We start from the raw sequence: 17,280 nt of genomic DNA, 5'->3' as shown, positions 1-17,280 counted from the left end.
AACATTTAGCCGTGATGAAACACTTATCATATATCACGGAGTAAAAGTTAAAATCCAAACCTTCACTGCATCTTTGCGTCGCAATGTGCTTATATTGTAAAAGTTAATTAAATGGATTTAATCAATAGTATTATAATTTATAAAATTATTTTGTAAGGTCTCATCATTTCATTATCTTCATGATCAAGTATATGACAATGCCATACATAACCTGGACCTATTTCAGGATTAAAAGAATAAAAGTTTTTTCCTGGAGAAGTTAATTTAGGATCTATATCTTGTGGAGCAAAACGAACTTTTATTCTTGTAACTTCTCCTGGATTTGCTCTAACAGTATCTTTCCAACCTTCTTCATTAGGATCTGGATTGATGGGATTTCCTATAAGGTATGGCTTTACAGATAAACGTTTTGTAGGATGATTTAATGGAGGATTTCCATTAAGAGCAATCCAGTCATTTGTGTATTCTTCAACTTTAAAGGCTTGACGGTTATAAACTTGAAATTGTATCAAATGCAGGTGCATAGGGTGAGCATCTTGAGTAAGGTTAACAAATTCCCATTCTTCTGTTGAACCTACCCTTGGTAATTCAGAAACAGGTGCAGACCAATTTTGACCATTTAGCAAAACTTCTTTGGGACCATTTGGTCCTTGAACTTCAAATAATACTAATATTCTTTTTTTAGAATCTACTTTTAATTTAGTAATTTTATTCAGAGTTTTAGGTAATTTATTAGGAGTTTTAGAATGAGAATTTATTATAGTAAACTGCATAATTTGTCCAGTAGTATTAGGATCTGGTGCATCTCCCATTGGGTAAGGTGCATTTGCATAATTTTGAAGAATTATTTTGTTTTTAGAATGTTCATTGGAAAAATCTACAAGAATTTCAGCTCTTTCACCAGGAGCTAAAATTAGTGAGCTAAGTTTTACAGCATGAGCTAAATATCCTCCATCACTAGCAATTTGCATAAATGGCATATTGTTGGAAAATTTCAATTTATAAAATCTTGCATTGGAGCCATTTAATAATCTAAAGCGATATTGACGTTTTTCTACATTTAAATTTGGCCATACGCGTCCGTTTACCATGATAGTATTTCCAAAAAATTCTGGCATCCAATATGGATGTATATCTGGGTTTATACCTTTTGTAGGAAAATTAAAAGATCCATCTTTATTAAAAGATCTATCTTGAATTACAATTGGTATATCATATTTTTTGTTTGGTAGTATACATTCGCTATAATCTAATTTATTTTTAGGATCTCTTACAATATAGAAACCAGCAAGCCCCATTAATACGTTAAGTCTCGTTATGCCCATAGCATGATCGTGATACCATAGTGTAGCTGAAGGCTGTTTGTTCGGATAGTTATAAACCGAAGTTATAAATGCAGAACCTACTTTTTTTTCATCAGCAGTAAACCAGGCATCAGGGTGTCCATCAAAAATAGAACTGTTTTCACCTCCATGGATGTGAGTAACTATTGGTACAGGCATTTGTGCTTTTGGTAATCCTGGTGGAAATGGTGGAACTGACTGAGGTGATACCATTCCTAATCCATTAGGATCTGCCCAGCATAAAGTTGGATCTACTGGTAATAGATTCGGTGTTTTAATAGCATTGATCCATTGAACATTAATTGGGATATTACGTTCAGCTTGAAAGGTAGGACCAGGTGAACTATAAAAATTATTGATAGTTGAACCAGATAAAGAATCTATAACATTTCCACTATATCCCCACACTATAGTTTGTGGAAATTTTTTAGGTAAAATTTGTTGACTGAATTGTCTTATAGTAATAACATAATTATGACTTAATACTCTTCCGGTATTAGGATCTATAATTATAGTAGGCTTATAAATAGGTGGTATTAACAATTGATTTTGAAATTTAGGAATTATATTTGCAGGAAGTAAAGTGTCCATAAAAACTCCTTTCTTATTCACTGCAAGGAATTTCCTTGCTGTATTCTACATTAACAACATTTGTCAAAATAATAATGTGATGAATTTCTCACATTATATCTTTAGAATATAATATGAAGTTTTTTTATAATATGTTATAGTATTTTAGAAAAATGCATAATTTTAATATTTCTATAATTATAAAATTCAATAATTCAATATTAATTATATTTTTATTAAATATCAAAATGTTATAATAAAATAGTGAATAAATATGGTAAGTTGTACATTTGAAAGGAGCTTTTATTTATGCCATTTTTTAAATTATCAGAGGATTTAATATTTCCAGACCCATCCCTTGCAGAAGAGGATGGACTTTTAGCTGCGTATGGTGATTTGTCTACTGAAAGATTGATACTTGCATATAGTAATGGAATATTCCCATGGTTTTCAGAAGATGAACCTATACTTTGGTGGTCGCCAGATCCTAGATTTGTTCTTTATCCTAAGGATATTAGAATTTCTCATTCTATGAAGAAGGTACTAAAAAGAAATATATATAAAGTTTCATTTGATACCTGTTTTAGAGATGTAATATCTAATTGTGCAGGAGTTAGGAAAGAAAGTGGAACATGGATTACAAATGATATGATAGAAGCTTATTGTAAACTTCATCATATGGGCTATGCACATTCTGTAGAAACTTGGTATGAAAATAAATTGGTTGGTGGATTATATGGAATAATTATTGGAAAATGCTTTTTTGGTGAATCAATGTTTTCTACTATGGATAACGCATCTAAAACTGCCATGATTATTCTTTGTAAAAAGTTACAGGATGAAAACTTTGTTATAGTCGATTGTCAAGTATATAGTAAGCATCTTGAGAGTTTAGGAGCAGTGAACATTTCAAGAGAGAAATTCTTAGAGATTGTAAAAAAAGAATCAAAAAAAGTTTTTGAATAAAAGATGATTATAATGATTTGTGTTCTAGACTATTTTTATAAAATAATGATATAATAAGACTAATCTACTTGCATAAATCATACTTTAGGTGGATTGTATTTGAAAAAGTTTTTATTCTAAGGAGAGATAATAATGTCTAAAGTCGTAGAAAGATTTATTAAATATGTAAAGTATGATACTAGATCTGATGAAAATTCCATAACACATCCTACTACATTAGGACAATTACAATTAGGTAAAGAATTAGTGAAAGAACTAGAAGAGATTGGAATGGAAGATATTTGTTTAGATGAAAATGGATACATAATGGCAACTTTGCCAGCAAACATTGATAAAGATGTTCCAGTAGTAGGATTTATTGCACACATGGATACTAGTCCTCAAGTTTCGGGAACTAATGTGAAGCCAAAATTTGTAGAGAATTATAATGGAGAATACATAATATTAAATGAAGAAAAGAATATAATTCTTTCGCCTAAAGATTTTCCAGAGCTTAAGAATTATATAGGTAAGACTCTAATTACATCAGATGGAACTACTTTGCTTGGAGCAGATGATAAGGCAGGAATAGCAGAGATTATTACTGCTATGGACTTTTTAATAAAAAATCCTAAGATTAAGCATGGTACTATAAGAATTGCATTTACTACAGATGAGGAAATTGGGAAAATAGGAGAATATTTTGATATTGAAAAGTTCAAAGCCGATTTGGCATATACGGTAGATGATGAGGCCATAGGACAATTAAAATATGAAAATTTCAATGCAGCAAATGCTAAGATAACTATAAATGGAAGAAGTGTTCATACAGCAGAAGCTAAAGGAAGGATGGTAAATTCTTTGAGAATTGCAGCAGAGCTTATGAATATGTTTCCAGAAAATGAAACTCCAGAAAATACAGAAGGATCTGAAGGGTTTTATCATGTGGAAGCCATTAAGGGCAATGTTGAAGAAACAAAAATTCACTGCTTAATAAGAGATTTTGAAGATAGAAAGTTTGAAGAAAGAAAAGAGTTTATTGAAAAAATTGTGCAAGATTTAAATAAGAAGTATGGAGAAGGTACAGTTGATCTTGAAATAATTGAGCAATACAGAAATATGAAGGAAAAGATAGAGGCTGTAAAATATATTGTAGATATAGCTATTGAAGCTATGAAGGAAGTAAATATATTTCCAGATGTTACACCATTAAGAGGAGGAACGGATGGAGCAAGATTATCTTACATGGGACTTCCTACTCCAAATATATCAGCAGGAGGTCATAATTTTCATAGTAAGTATGAATATATTTCAACTTATGCTATGGAAAAGGCTGTAGAGGTAATATTGAAAATAATAGAGTTATTTGCAGAAATGTAAAAATTAACTGAATTATTTAGGAGTTGTGAAAAATGATATTAAATTATAAACACAATAAAACTAAATTTGTAATTCCAAAAAAGAAATGCAAAATTATTCTTAGAGAAAAAGTTTTAAAAAAGTTAGATGAAGCTTTAAATACTAAACTTACAATTATATCTGCGCCAGCAGGCAGTGGAAAAACTACATCTGTTATTTCATGGATATATTCAAGAGAGTTAGAGAATAATATAATATGGGTTTCTTTAGATGAAAGAGATGATAAATTAGATGTTTTTTGGAGTTCATTTATCACAGCCATTGAAAAATTTAAGGATTCTAAAGATAAAAAAAATAATTTTAACGATAATCAGGAAATTCCTATTGAATCAATAGTAGATGTGGTCTTAAATAGTGTTTCAACTATAAATGATACTTTAATATTCTTAATAGATGATTTTCATTTTATAGAAAATAAGGATATACTCATGGAAATTAAGCATTTTATTGATGGAATTTTTGATAATGTCCATATCATAATAACAAGTAGGTCAAAAACAAATATAAATGTTTCTAAATTAAGATTGGATGGTGAAGTAACTGAAATAGATATGAGAGATTTAAATTTTTCACTTAAGGAAGCTTCAGAATTTCTTAATGAAAACATGGAAGTTAGAATATCAAAAGAAAGTATAAAAAAGTTAAATGAAGTTACAGAAGGTTGGATAGCTGGAATCCAAATTGCCGCATTGTCCATGAATGGAAGAAAAGATATAAGTGAAATAGAAGAAAAGTTTAGTGGTAATAATGAATATATTCAGGATTATTTTGGTGAAGAAATTTTTAATGATGAATCGGGAGAAATTAAAGAATTTTTATTAAAAACTTGTATTTTGGATGAGTTAAATGCAGATTTATGTAATGCCGTAATTTGTAAAAAAAATAGCCAACAAATTTTAGAAGAATTATGTGATATGAACTTGTTTATTAATAAATTGGATTATGATGGAAAATCATTCAGATATCATAAGCTTTTTAAAGAATTTTTAATGAGTAAACTAAATGGTGTAAATAGAGAAGAAGTCTCTGAAGTTAGTAACAGAGCAGCTAATTGGTATGAAAAAAGTGGATGTGTAAACAGTGCTGTTAACCAATATATATATGTGGAAAATTATGAACAAGCAATAAAATTAATTGAAGAAAAAAGTGTTAAAAAAATTTTTACTAATGAGCATTTTTATGTATTAGGTTGGTTAAAAAGTATGCCTCAGGATATTATTATAAAAAATCCTAGATTTTGTATAGTCCATATGAGTACCTATATATATGATGATATAAATTACTTTAAGTACTTGGAATTTACTGAAAAAGCGCTGGAAAACTGTGAGAATGAAAATTATAAAAAGGAATGTATTGGTGTGCTATCTATTATAAGAGGAGATAAAACTTTTATAAAATCAGAATATGAGAAAAGTATAAAGCATTATGAAGATGCTCTTGTATATTTGAAAGATGATATATTTTGGCATACAATAATAAATTTGAAATTAGGTATAATAAATTTTTATTTAAAAAAATTTGATTTAGAAAAAAAATATTTTCATGAAGCTCTAATATTAAGTCAGTCATATGGTGAGGATATTTTATATTTATCTGCTAGTAGAGTTATTATCTTTGTAAAATTACTTACAGGAGAATTAATACAATGTGAAAATATGTGCAACACTTGCCTTGGGAGCAATATAAATGAAGAATTAAAAAAATCTTCACATATAGCAGTTTTTTATATAGCATTAGCATTAATTTATTATGAAAAAAATGATGTTAATAAAGCTGAAGAATATGTGATAAAAGGATTAAAGTTTGTAGAAGAAGAATGGGATAGTTATACAGCTTTTTTAGGATACTATGTTTATTCAGGAATTGTTTTGGAGAAGAATCCAAGAAATGAAAGAAATGAATTAAATAAGATTTATGAAAAAATAGAAGAATTATCACAAAAATATGATGATTATAGGCTTTTGGATAAATATTATTTTCATAAATTAAAAGATAATTTTAAGGTATTAAAAATGAGAAGACTTATAGAATGTGGAGAAATTAATTCAGTAGAAAAATATATTACAAAGAGGGACTTTAAAATTCAAGAAGAACTTATTATTTTTTCAAGAATATTAATTTATAAAGAAAAAAGTGATGATGCATTGATGCTGTTAAATAAAATTTTAACTTCACAAAAGGATAATAAATATTTGATTATAAGAGCTTATATTATGAGAGCAGAAATTTTTTCTCAAAATGATCAATACGAAAATGCAACTAGAGATTTAAGAGAAGCTTTAATCATTGGATTTGAAAATGGATTTATTAGAATATTTTTATTAAAACAAGTTAAAGCAAATAAAGTTTTATTAAAAACTATTAAATCTATGAAATTTAATAAGGGTTACTATAAAATGGGAGAATATTTAAACAAAATATTAAGTTTATATTCAACTGAAGAAAACAATGAAATAATAAGCAAAAGAGAAAAAGAAGTATTAATGCTCATAGAAAGTGGAGCAAAAAATTCAGAAATTGCTAAAGCTTTGTTTATTACAGAAAGTACTACAAAAAGTCATATATTAAACATATTCAGTAAATTAGGAGTACGCAATAGGGTTCAAGCTGTGGCAAAGGCAAAAGAAATAGGAATTATTTAAAATGAGGGGATGTCAAGTATTAGAATATGAAGGAGTTTATTCTAAATGCTTTTGACATCTCATACTATTTTCAGTATTTTTAAATGTATATATATGCAATTAACCTAAAGTATGATAAACTTATTAACTTATTTCAACCTTCTTAGTCATACTTTAAGATGGTTAATACTTAAAAAAAAAGTGATATAGTGTAATTACATAATTGACAATAAATTGTCAGCATTTTAAATTAGTTCTGCAGAACTTGATAAAGTCAATATTAATATTTAATTTAGCTAAAGGCATATTCAAAAAATAACTAGTCAGTGTGAAACATAATATTTTTAATAATTCTATGGACTGTTATTTTATTCCATGTGCCTAATGCTTGAAATTATTTTACATTATAGATTGTGAGGAGATTAATATGTCTAATGTTGTAGAGAAATTTATTAATTACATAAGTTTTGATACTAGATCAAATGAAGAAGTAGAAACTGTACCAACTACTTCAGGACAGCTTGTATTAGGAAAAGCTCTTGTAAAAGAGTTAGAAGAAATGGGAATGAAGGAAGTTTCAATAGATGAAAATGGATATGTCATGGCAACGTTACCATCAAATACCACTAAAGAAATTCCTACTATAGGATTTATTGCTCATATGGATACAAGTCCAGAAATTTCAGGAAAAAATATAAATCCTAAATTTATTGAAGATTATGATGGTAAAGATATAGTTTTAAATGAAGAAAAAAATGTAATACTTTCTCCAAAGGATTTTCCAGAATTGAAGGATTATATTGGTAGAACTCTTATTACAACAGATGGAACAACTTTGTTAGGTGCTGATGATAAAGCAGGAATTTCTGAAATTGTTACTGCTATGGAATATTTAATTAATAATCCTGAAGTTAAACATGGAACCATTAAAATTGCATTTACTCCAGATGAAGAAGTAGGAAGAGGTGCAGATCACTTTAATGTTGAAAAATTTAATGCAAATTTAGCTTATACTCTAGATGGCGGTGCTATTGGAGAATTGGAGTATGAAAATTTTAATGCAGCAAGCGGTAAAGTAACTATAAATGGAAGAAGCGTACATCCTGGAAGTGCCAAAGGAACAATGATAAATTCAATGCTTATTGCTGGAGAATTTATGAGTATGCTTCCACAAAATGAAACGCCAGCTACAACAGAAGGATATGAAGGTTTTTACCACATAGTTACACTTAATGGAGGAGTAGAAGAAACAAAACTTCAATATATAATAAGAGATTTTGATGAGAAAAACTTTGAAAAAAGAAAAGAATTTATGACTAGTGTTGTGAAAAAATTGAATGAAAAATATGGCGAAAACACAGTTGAGATTGAAATAAAAGATCAGTATAGAAATATGAAAGAAAAGATTGAACCTGTAAAGCATGTTGTTGATATTGCTTTTCAAGCAATGAAGGAAGTAAACGTTGTCCCTAAAGTTCAACCTATAAGAGGTGGGACTGATGGAGCTATGCTATCATTTAAGGGACTTCCTACACCAAATATATTTACAGGTGGTCATAATTTTCATGGAAAATATGAATATATTCCTGTATACTCCATGGAAAAAGCTGTAGAAGTAATACTTAAAATAATTGAATTGTATGAGAAAATGTAATAAAAATTTAGAAAAATAGAGGGGGATAAAAAATGTCTTCAAGTGAAAGTTCAGCAAAAAAATTAACACTGGTATCATTAGTATTGATGATTTTTACTTCTGTTTATGGATTTAATAATATTCCAAGGTCTTTCTATAAAATGGGCTATGCAGCTATTCCTTGGTTTATTTTGTCAGGAATAACTTTCTTTCTTCCATTTGCATTAATGATGGCTGAGTTTGGTGCAGCTTTTAAAAATGAAAAAGGTGGAATTTACTCATGGATGGAAAAATCTATAGGTGCTAAGTTTGCATTTATGGCAACATTTATGTGGTATGCTTCCTATGTAATTTGGATGGTTAATGTTGGATCTGGTATATGGGTTCCAATATCTAATGCTATATTTGGTCAGGATACAACAAAAAATTGGTCTTTATTTGGTTTTGCAGGACCTAAAGCATTAGGTATATTAGGAGTATTATGGATATTATTTGTAACTGTTACGTCTACAAAGGGATTAGACAAAATAAAAAAAGTAACTTCACTAGGTGGTACTGCAGTTGCAGCATTAAATATAATTGTCTGGATTGGTGCTATAGCAGTACTTATAGGAAATCATGGACAATTAGCACAACCAATTGAAGGATTAAAATCATTTACACAATCACCAAATCCTAAATTTGTTGGAAACACAATTGTTTCATTAGCTTTTATAGTTTATGCTATATTTGCATATGGTGGTATAGAAGTTGTTGGTGGATTGGTTGACCAAACTGAAAATGCAGAAAAAACATTTCCTAAAGGGGTAGCTATATCTGCTGCTGTTATAGCTATAGGATATTCAGCAGGTATATTCTTAGTTGGTATATTTACTAACTGGGCAAATGTAATGAATCTTAAAGATGTTAACTTAGGAAATGCTGCTTATGTAGTTATGTCCAATTTAGGATATTCGCTAGGTACTGCCTTTGGGGCAAGTCAAGCTACGGCTACTGCTATGGCTCATGGTGTTGCTAGATTTGTAGGACTTTCAATGTTCTTAGCATTAGCAGGTGCATTTTTTACACTGATGTTCTCACCATTAAAGCAGTTAATTGAGGGTACACCAAAAGAATTATGGCCTGGAAAAATGGGAGAAGTTAAAAATGGAATGCCAATAAATGCTATGTGGCTTCAAGCTATTGTAGTTTGTGTAATGATATTAATGGTAGCTTTTGGTGGAGATTCAATGACTAAATTCTTTGATATACTAGTAGCTATGACTAATGTAGCTATGACTCTACCATATATGTTTATAGCTATGGCTTTTCCAGCATTTAAAAAGAAAACAGAAATTCATAAACCATTTGAGGTGTTTAAGACTCAGGCATCAGCTAACATTTGGACAATAGTAGTTGTATTGACAGTAGGCTTTGCTAATGTATTTTCAATAATTGAACCAGCTATAGATGGCAATATGTCAATAACAATTTGGAGTATAGCAGGACCAATCTTCTTTGCTATAGTTGCGTATGTAATGTATAATTCATATGAAAAGAGAAATAAGAAACATTTAACATCGCATGATGCATAAAACATATAACACATAAAATAGGTTGTACCATTTGGTACAACCTATTTTATATATTATGTATTTTCTAATGGTGAAATAATCTTGTTTCAGAGAATGACATAGCTATATTGTACTCATCACAGGCTTCTATTACTAGATTATCTCTTAATGATCCTCCAGGTTGTACAATGTATTTAACTCCACTTTGAGCGGCCCTATCTATGTTATCTCTAAATGGGAAAAATGCATCTGAACCTAAAGAAACTCCAGTCAAATTTGAAAGCCAGGTGTTTTTTTCTTCTTTTGTTAATCTATCTGGTATTTCTTTTAATACATTTTTCCATTCTTTTAGTTCCATAGGGGTAATATCATCTCTAAGATATTGATCTATAACATTATCTCTATTTGGCCTTGAAACATCATCTTTAAAAGGAAGATTAAGAACAGCTGGATGTTGTCTTAAAAACCATATATCTGCTTTAGATGCAGCAAGTCTAGTACAATGTATACGGGACTGCTGTCCTGCACCAACACCAATTACTTGACCATTTAAGACAAAACAAACAGAATTGGATTGAGTATATTTTAAAGTAATCATGGAAATAAGTAAATCGCGTTTAGCTTCATCACTAATGTTTTTATTAATAGTAACTATATTATTAAGCATATCTTCTTTTATTAACACATTATTTCTTTTTTGTTCAAAGGTTATTCCATATATTTGCCTCTTTTCTATTTCATAAGGTTCATAATCCCAATCCATTTGAATGATACAATAATTTCCTTTTTTCTTTCTCATTAAAAGTTTTAAAGCTTCGTCAGTATATCCTAATGCAATTACGCCATCTGAAACAGATTTACTTAAAATTTGTGCTGTAGGAAGATCTACTACATCACTTATAGCAGCCCAATCACCAAAAGATGACATTCTATCTGCACCTCTAGCACGTGCATAAGCACAAGCTACAGGAGATAAATCAATATCTGATACAAAGTAGGATCTCTTCAATACATCACTTAATGGAAGTCCTACTGCAGCACCAGCAGGACTTACGTGTTTAAAGGAAGTAGCAGCAGGAAATCCTGTAGCTATTTTTAATTCTTTAACTAATTGCCATGAATTAAAGGCGTCCATAAAATTAATGTAACCAGGATTACCATTTAGTATTTTAAAAGGCAATGTTTTATTTTCAGCATAAATTTTTGCTGGCTTTTGATGTGGATTACATCCATACTTAAGTATAATTTCTTGATTTTTCATAAACTTAACCTCCAAAAATAAAATAAAGCAAAAAACGCCTGGGTAAAATAATATATTCTACCCAGGCGGTCGATAACTTTCTTAAATCATGCTTCTTATGGTTAACTCCATTTCCGCCAGTTACATGATTACTAAATAAAGTATAACTTATATGAATTACTAAGTCAAACATGAATTAAAATTTTATTATAAACTAAACAAAATTAATAATATAATCATTGGAAGAGCTGAAAATACAATATAAAGTATTGAAAAATCACTGTTATCATCCTTTGTTTGATTTTCTTCAATATTATAGTGCTTTTCAGGGTTGTTTATTATTTTAGTTAGCTCTTCATTTTTATCTATTGCTTCTTCATTTAAAAAATTCAAACTTACCATAATACACACACCTCCATACTATGATTTAAATAAAATTATAGTTTTAATATTAATGAATGATTGCATTTAAAAATATATTTATCTAATATTTAATAAATAATATATTAATAAAAGTTACTACTTATTAATATTATTATATTCCTTTGAAAACGTTTTTACAATGGTTTTGTTGAATTTTTCTATTATTATTGGTTAATAATAGAGAATATTGTTATTAATTTGGAAGTAATGTAAAGTTATTTTTAATCTTAAACATTAAAAATTGTGTGATATAATAATTTTTGATATAATATTAATATAATATATGTAAAATAGGCTGAGTATTTTACACATTTATTAAGTACTACTATGAAGAAATGAAAATATAAATTATAGAAATATTATTTATTATAATACGTTAAGGGGGAATTTGATGATAAAAAAGTACATGAATATTTATTCGAAAACGACTAAGGTTATATTAATGATTCTGGGTGCAACTTTATATTCTATTGGGTTAGAGATGTTTTTAATTCCCAATAATATTATAGATGGTGGAATAGTTGGAATATCAATTATGATAAGTCATTTTACTAACATACCTCTTGGTATACTCACCTTTATACTTAATGTACCGTTTTTTGTTATTGGATATAAGCAAATTGGAAAAACATTTACCATATCAACTTTATTTTCTGTAGTATGCTATTCTATTGGAATATCTATCTTCAAACCAATTCCAGGTATAACCCATGATATACTTTTAGCCTCAGTTTTTGGCGGCATAATGGCAGGAACGGGAATAGGAATAATAATAAAAAGTGGAGGTTCTACAGATGGAGCTGAAATAGTTGCAATAATTTTAGATAAAAGATCAACTTTTTCAGTAGGACAGATAGTATTATTCTTTAATTTTTTCATATTAACTTCAGCAGGCTTTGTTTTTGGATGGGACAGGGCAATGTATTCTCTTATCGCATATTTTATAGCAATTAAACTTATTGATATTATAGTTGAAGGTATAGATGAGTCAAAGGCTGTATTTATTATTTCAAATAAGCATGAAGACATATCACAAGCTATAATGGATAGACTTGGAAGAGGAATAACCTTACTTAATGGAAAAGGAGGTTATAAAGGTGTTACTACAGATGTGATATATGTGGTAGTATCACGTTTGGAAATTTCTAAATTAAAGTCAATTGTGCATGGATTTGATGAAAATGCCTTAGTAACAATAGGAAGTGTTGATACATCAGGAAAGAGTTATAAGAAGAAAGCTATACACTAATAAAAATTTTAGTATAAAAAATATGATGTACTATCAAATTTATATGAATGTTGATAGTGCTTATTTTTAATTATTAAATTGTATTTTTCTAAATTAGTAATGTTAAGACTATTCTTAATTTGCTCTTTTATATTGTCGTATACAGCAGCGATTCCACTTCGCATAACATTATAAAAAATAAATATTATGAGCATAAAGTAATTATTTACACATTATTTCCTTTTGAAAAAGATTATATATAGGTAATAATCTATTATATAAGCTTTTTAATATGTTAATTGAAGAATCTCCTTTGGAATCCTCCAACATTTCCAAATTTAACTCCAAAGTACCTAGTAAATACTTAAGTTCTACAAAATTAATTTTAATTATAATAGGATCATTATAATGACTATTAGTTAGAAAGTACATTATATCATGAAGTTTGTTATTAAAATCATTTAAATAGGTTAATTTGGAAAAGTTATAATTGTTTTCTGCATCAATAATAAGCTTGTTGTTAATTAATATTTGCTTATATACACAATTGAGAACATAGTCAATTTCATCTAATTTAATAGTTATTTCTTTTCTGATATAAAGTTTTTTATCATCAGAAGAATCATTAGTATTTAATTCTGATGTATTTATTTTAGTCCTAAATTTTATTATTTTACCCATAAGTTACTCCTAATAAAAATATTGAATATGACAATTTTAATTATAGCATAAAATGAAACAGGTTTTACTATATATCATATATAATAAAGTTCGTGAAAAAGTCATAGTACTTTAGAATTTTTTTGACATAAATATTAACCCATATAGAATTTAATGCATACTATATAATGTAATCAAAAAAATAGGAGTAGTTTGATGTATTGGTACGATTATTTTAGAAATGAAGATTTAGAAGATGACGAATTTTACTGCCCATATATGGAATTTATGAGTAGACAGCAGCAGCAAATTGGTGGACCTCCTCAATTTGGTGGAATGCCTCCACAGATGGGAGGATCACCTTCTCAAATGGGAGGATCACCTATGGGCCCGCCACCCAACATTACACCTTCTAAGAAAAATGCTCAAGCAAAATTTATGCCAGGAACATTTGCAGTAGATCCAGGTTCTTTGAGACCATGTAGATTCAGATATGTTTATATTTGGCCAAGAAGAGGAAGAGGATTTTGGGCATGGTTAAATTATGTAGGAAGAAGATCTGCTTCTGGTTTTAGATGGACTGGTAACAGATGGGTACGTTTTGGAATTGATTTAAGGGAAATAGAGACTTTTATTTGTTTTTAATGAATTAAATAGCTAAATTAAAGGGAAAATACATAGTTGTAGGTATTTTCCCTTTAAATTTATTTTGTAACTAGGTGATTGAAATGTATTTTTATGGTTTTGAAAAGTAATTATAATACATATTGTATAAATTTTTGTAATTCATGCGAGTTACTGAACTTAGTAAGAAAGAAGATTTTTTGGATCCTATTTTTCTATGATCATTTAACCCTTTAATTATTTTATCTTCACTTTTTATTCCTAAACCATGTCCATAATAGTTGCCATGACCTAAGTATATAGTATTTTCACCTTGCCATTCTGGAGTTAAAGGGCTTACATCAGGATTTTTAAAATATTTGCAATCTCCAACGATTGTGTCCTCTTCTAGTCTGAGGTCTTCAATATAAAGATTTGGATCAATATAATGCCAGTTAAATAAATATATTTTTGGAAACACCTCATTAAAAATTTTTTCATTGAATATATTGAGAAGTGCTTTATAAAAAATGATAACTATAGCAGTAGCACATTCAGTGCCATATTTTGATCCATTGGTAAAAATATCTTTTATGGCTTCAGAAGGTTTTGCTTCTTTTTTTAGTTGAAAACCGCCTTCAGAAGTATGCTCCCAATATATGTGATTACATTTTGATTTGCGGAAAACTTTAAAAAGTAAATTACTATTGTACAAATCTTTAGCTGTATTGGAGATGTTTATCTGTAAATTTATCTGGAATTTTAATTCATTTAATGAACTGTAGATATAAAGTTTTTTACTTGAAAATAGCTTGTTTAAAATTCTATTTTCAACGCTATTTATTGAATATAATTTCATCAATGTATCCTTTGTAACTGCATTGTCAAAGATTTTTATCATTAAAATCCTCCTATTCTAGCAATTTTTATTTGTTCAGCTATAGGATACCAAAGCCATTTATTCCAATCATGTATGTTTTTATGATGCAAGTTAAGTGAAAAATTTGCAAGCAATAATTGTGTGCTATAATCTAGAATATTAAATATTTTTAAAAGTTCAATTTCTTCTTTTCTTAATGGTTTTAATATTTTACCTGTATTTGTGGATACTGCAACACAAAGGTATTTTGCATTTAAAATAACTTCATATGGAATTGGGTTGCTGCATTGCTGAAAACTTTCGCCAGTGAAGTGTAAAAACAAAAAATTTTTTTCAAACCAATTGAGGAAATATAAATAATAGTTATTTTTATCCGTGTGCTTAAACGTGTTTATACCAGGTATAAAGTTTAGCAGTTTTTTTGAAATTTCAACATCTTTTGAATCTTGAGATTGAAGACGTTCTGCAATTAAAATTAGACTTTTAGGATCACCACATTCAAAAAAAGCCCAAACTAGGTTGTGAATAAGAGATTTTTTTTTATATCTTTTAAAGATCATATCTGCTATTAAAGGTAAAGCAGTTTTATCTCTGTATATTTTTGTTAAAAGTATTGCAGAAGTGTCTAAAATTTCATCAAATTCATTACTCATACCATCATCTATAGAGCCTGTTGTTAGCATCCATTTTAAAACAGAATTAATACCTTGTATATAATCTGAATATAGGTATTCTGCATTCTTAAAACTCTTTTTACCAGTGCATATTTCATAAGTGATTTCTAAAGCAATTTTATTCCTTAAGTTTAAGTTATTAAGTATGTTTAATTCTTCAATTTTATTTTTAAGTATAAATAGAGAAGCAAAATTTAAATTTTCGTTATTAATTAATCTTAGAGATTCTTTAGTATTGTTTTGAAATGATTTGTGAAAAAAGCTACTTAAGCCATTAGTTCCGTTATTAAGTCTAATTTTATCTAATGGATTTAGAGTATCAAAATTATTTATCATTATATGAAAAACTCCTTTCTGACAATAAAAGTCATATCAATAATATTTATAATTTAAACTTTAAGTTTAGAAGATTTTTTTGTTTTTTTTTATTTAGATAAATGTATAGTTTTTATTCAGTTTGTTAAAAATTACTTGAGCTATGTTCCCAATTTACCTAATCTATCATAAATTATATTAAAGAAAAATCCTATTAGAGGATTAATCTTTATTTTCACCATAGGAGGTAAATTGATTTATGAAAAAGCATAGTAAAAAATGCTATCCATGCAAAAATAGAGAAAATGAAGATAAATGTTTAAAAGATACACATAGGTTTGAAAAAGATTGTGAATGCAATTTAAATATTACTTGTTGTGGGGAAGAAGGAGAAAGAGGCCCAAGAGGACATAGGGGAAGAAAAGGAGAAACGGGAGACCCAGGCGAACAAGGTGAAAGAGGTAGAAGAGGACATCGTGGCTGCATGGGAGAAAGAGGTCCAAGAGGAAAGAGAGGCAGAAAAGGAGAAGAAGGAGATCCAGGTGAAATGGGACCTCAAGGACCAGAAGGAATACAAGGTCTGCAAGGAGATCAAGGAGACCCAGGCGAACAAGGTGAAAGAGGCGAAAGAGGAAAGAGAGGACATCGTGGCTGTATGGGAGAAAGAGGTCCAAGAGGAAAGAGAGGCAGAAAAGGAGAAGAAGGAGATCCAGGTGAAATGGGACCTCAAGGACCAGAAGGAATACAAGGTCCACAAGGAGAGCAAGGAGACCCAGGCGAACAAGGTGAAAGAGGCGAAAGAGGCAGAAGAGGAAAGAAAGGACATCATGGCTGTATGGGAGAAAGAGGTCCAAGAGGAAAGAGAGGCAGAAAAGGAGAAGAAGGAGATCCAGGCGAAATGGGACCTCAAGGACCAGAAGGAATACAAGGTCTGCAAGGAGATCAAGGAGACCCAGGCGAACAAGGTGAAAGAGGCGAAAGAGGCAGAAGAGGAAAGAAAGGACATCATGGCTGTATGGGAGAAAGAGGTCCAAGAGGAAAGAGAGGCAGAAAAGGAGAAGAAGGAGATCCAGGCGAAATGGGACCTCAAGGACCAGAAGGAATACAAGGTCTGCAAGGAGATCAAGGAGACCCAGGCGAACAAGGTGAAAGAGGCGAAAGAGGCGAAAGAGG

At 29.2% G+C, this 17,280-nt stretch carries 14 protein-coding genes and 1 riboswitch; of the genes, 8 read left to right on the top strand and 6 right to left on the bottom strand.

Annotation, left to right across the window (positions count from 1 at the left end; translation table 11 throughout):
• Positions 1-137: 137 nt before the first annotated feature.
• The gene (locus EG57_RS0209390) at positions 138-1,934 is read right to left on the bottom strand and encodes a multicopper oxidase family protein (RefSeq protein WP_414629343.1); all 1,797 of its coding nucleotides are present in this window, start codon (positions 1,932-1,934) and stop codon (positions 138-140) included.
• Positions 1,935-2,222: 288 nt separating this feature from the next.
• Here EG57_RS0209390 and aat point away from each other — a divergent pair, with 288 nt between their 5' ends.
• The 5 genes from aat (at position 2,223) to yjeM (ending at position 10,105) form a co-directional block, all read left to right on the top strand.
• Positions 2,223-2,879, top strand: coding sequence for a leucyl/phenylalanyl-tRNA--protein transferase (gene aat, locus EG57_RS0209385; RefSeq protein WP_032076975.1), 657 nt, complete (start codon positions 2,223-2,225; stop codon positions 2,877-2,879).
• A 132-nt stretch (positions 2,880-3,011) separates the two neighbouring features.
• The gene (gene pepT / locus EG57_RS0209380) at positions 3,012-4,238 is read left to right on the top strand and encodes a peptidase T (protein ID WP_032076974.1); all 1,227 of its coding nucleotides are present in this window, start codon (positions 3,012-3,014) and stop codon (positions 4,236-4,238) included.
• A gap of 32 nt (positions 4,239-4,270) precedes the next feature.
• The gene (locus EG57_RS0209375; RefSeq protein ID WP_032076973.1) at positions 4,271-6,919 is read left to right on the top strand and encodes a winged helix-turn-helix domain-containing protein; all 2,649 of its coding nucleotides are present in this window, start codon (positions 4,271-4,273) and stop codon (positions 6,917-6,919) included.
• Between the two features lie 406 nt (positions 6,920-7,325).
• Positions 7,326-8,552, top strand: coding sequence for a peptidase T (pepT, locus tag EG57_RS0209370; protein WP_032076972.1), 1,227 nt, complete (start codon positions 7,326-7,328; stop codon positions 8,550-8,552).
• Between the two features lie 32 nt (positions 8,553-8,584).
• A complete protein-coding gene (gene yjeM / locus EG57_RS0209365) occupies positions 8,585-10,105 on the top strand; it encodes a glutamate/gamma-aminobutyrate family transporter YjeM (RefSeq protein WP_032076971.1) in 1,521 nt (506 codons plus the stop codon).
• Between the two features lie 64 nt (positions 10,106-10,169).
• On the opposite strand, the gene EG57_RS0209360 is transcribed toward yjeM, so the two are convergent.
• Together EG57_RS0209360 and EG57_RS0209355 are read right to left on the bottom strand one after the other, a co-directional pair.
• Positions 10,170-11,345: a phosphoribosylaminoimidazolecarboxamide formyltransferase gene (locus tag EG57_RS0209360; protein ID WP_032076970.1), complete on the bottom strand. Its 1,176-nt coding sequence runs from the start codon at positions 11,343-11,345 to the stop codon at positions 10,170-10,172.
• Between the two features lie 52 nt (positions 11,346-11,397).
• Positions 11,398-11,479: riboswitch (ZMP/ZTP riboswitch) on the bottom strand.
• Between the two features lie 52 nt (positions 11,480-11,531).
• Positions 11,532-11,726: a hypothetical protein gene (locus EG57_RS0209355; RefSeq protein ID WP_032076969.1), complete on the bottom strand. Its 195-nt coding sequence runs from the start codon at positions 11,724-11,726 to the stop codon at positions 11,532-11,534.
• A gap of 412 nt (positions 11,727-12,138) precedes the next feature.
• Between EG57_RS0209355 and EG57_RS0209350 the strand changes: the two genes are divergently transcribed.
• Positions 12,139-12,996 carry a YitT family protein gene (locus EG57_RS0209350; RefSeq protein WP_032076968.1) on the top strand — a complete coding sequence of 286 codons (858 nt, stop codon included), beginning with the start codon at positions 12,139-12,141 and terminating at the stop codon, positions 12,994-12,996.
• A 201-nt stretch (positions 12,997-13,197) separates the two neighbouring features.
• Here EG57_RS0209350 and EG57_RS0209345 read toward each other — a convergent pair whose 3' ends face one another.
• On the bottom strand, positions 13,198-13,656 hold the full coding sequence (locus tag EG57_RS0209345; protein WP_032076967.1) for a hypothetical protein: 459 nt from the start codon (positions 13,654-13,656) through the stop codon (positions 13,198-13,200).
• A gap of 195 nt (positions 13,657-13,851) precedes the next feature.
• Between EG57_RS0209345 and EG57_RS0209340 the strand changes: the two genes are divergently transcribed.
• Positions 13,852-14,280 (top strand): hypothetical protein, encoded by a 429-nt coding sequence (locus EG57_RS0209340; protein WP_032076966.1) that lies wholly within the window; start codon positions 13,852-13,854, stop codon positions 14,278-14,280.
• 91 nt (positions 14,281-14,371) lie between these two features.
• Here EG57_RS0209340 and EG57_RS0209335 read toward each other — a convergent pair whose 3' ends face one another.
• A complete protein-coding gene (locus tag EG57_RS0209335) occupies positions 14,372-15,139 on the bottom strand; it encodes a protein-glutamine gamma-glutamyltransferase (protein WP_032076965.1) in 768 nt (255 codons plus the stop codon).
• Entirely contained in the window at positions 15,139-16,128 is a 990-nt protein-coding gene (locus EG57_RS0209330; protein ID WP_032076964.1) for a hypothetical protein, read from the bottom strand. The genes EG57_RS0209335 and EG57_RS0209330 overlap by 1 nt, the downstream gene beginning before the upstream one ends.
• 238 nt (positions 16,129-16,366) lie before the next feature.
• On the opposite strand from EG57_RS0209330, the gene EG57_RS0209325 reads away from it, so the two are divergent.
• Positions 16,367-17,280, top strand: a 914-nt coding sequence (locus EG57_RS0209325) for a collagen-like domain-containing protein (RefSeq protein WP_479686498.1), incomplete at its 3' end; no start/stop codon positions are given.

The sequence above is a fragment of the Clostridium drakei genome (assembly GCF_000633595.2).
Taxonomy (GTDB): domain Bacteria; phylum Bacillota; class Clostridia; order Clostridiales; family Clostridiaceae; genus Clostridium_AM; species Clostridium_AM drakei.
Note: the sequence above shows the minus strand (reverse complement) of the source record. Positions and strands in the feature narration are given on the sequence as shown.

Bases quoted from the DNA above. Each gene is read 5' to 3' on its own strand.
- EG57_RS0209375 (WP_032076973.1), top strand. From the start codon at position 4,271: ATGATATTAAATTATAAACACAATAAAACTAAATTTGTAATTCCAAAA.
- yjeM (WP_032076971.1), top strand. From the start codon at position 8,585: ATGTCTTCAAGTGAAAGTTCAGCAAAAAAATTAACACTGGTATCATTA.
- EG57_RS0209350 (WP_032076968.1), top strand. From the start codon at position 12,139: ATGATAAAAAAGTACATGAATATTTATTCGAAAACGACTAAGGTTATA.
- pepT (WP_032076972.1), top strand. From the start codon at position 7,326: ATGTCTAATGTTGTAGAGAAATTTATTAATTACATAAGTTTTGATACT.
- EG57_RS0209330 (WP_032076964.1), bottom strand. From the start codon at position 16,128: ATGATAAATAATTTTGATACTCTAAATCCATTAGATAAAATTAGACTT.
- EG57_RS0209340 (WP_032076966.1), top strand. From the start codon at position 13,852: ATGTATTGGTACGATTATTTTAGAAATGAAGATTTAGAAGATGACGAA.
- EG57_RS0209355 (WP_032076969.1), bottom strand. From the start codon at position 11,726: ATGGTAAGTTTGAATTTTTTAAATGAAGAAGCAATAGATAAAAATGAA.
- pepT (WP_032076974.1), top strand. From the start codon at position 3,012: ATGTCTAAAGTCGTAGAAAGATTTATTAAATATGTAAAGTATGATACT.
- EG57_RS0209345 (WP_032076967.1), bottom strand. From the start codon at position 13,656: ATGGGTAAAATAATAAAATTTAGGACTAAAATAAATACATCAGAATTA.
- EG57_RS0209390 (WP_414629343.1), bottom strand. From the start codon at position 1,934: ATGGACACTTTACTTCCTGCAAATATAATTCCTAAATTTCAAAATCAA.
- EG57_RS0209335 (WP_032076965.1), bottom strand. From the start codon at position 15,139: ATGATAAAAATCTTTGACAATGCAGTTACAAAGGATACATTGATGAAA.
- EG57_RS0209360 (WP_032076970.1), bottom strand. From the start codon at position 11,345: ATGAAAAATCAAGAAATTATACTTAAGTATGGATGTAATCCACATCAA.
- aat (WP_032076975.1), top strand. From the start codon at position 2,223: ATGCCATTTTTTAAATTATCAGAGGATTTAATATTTCCAGACCCATCC.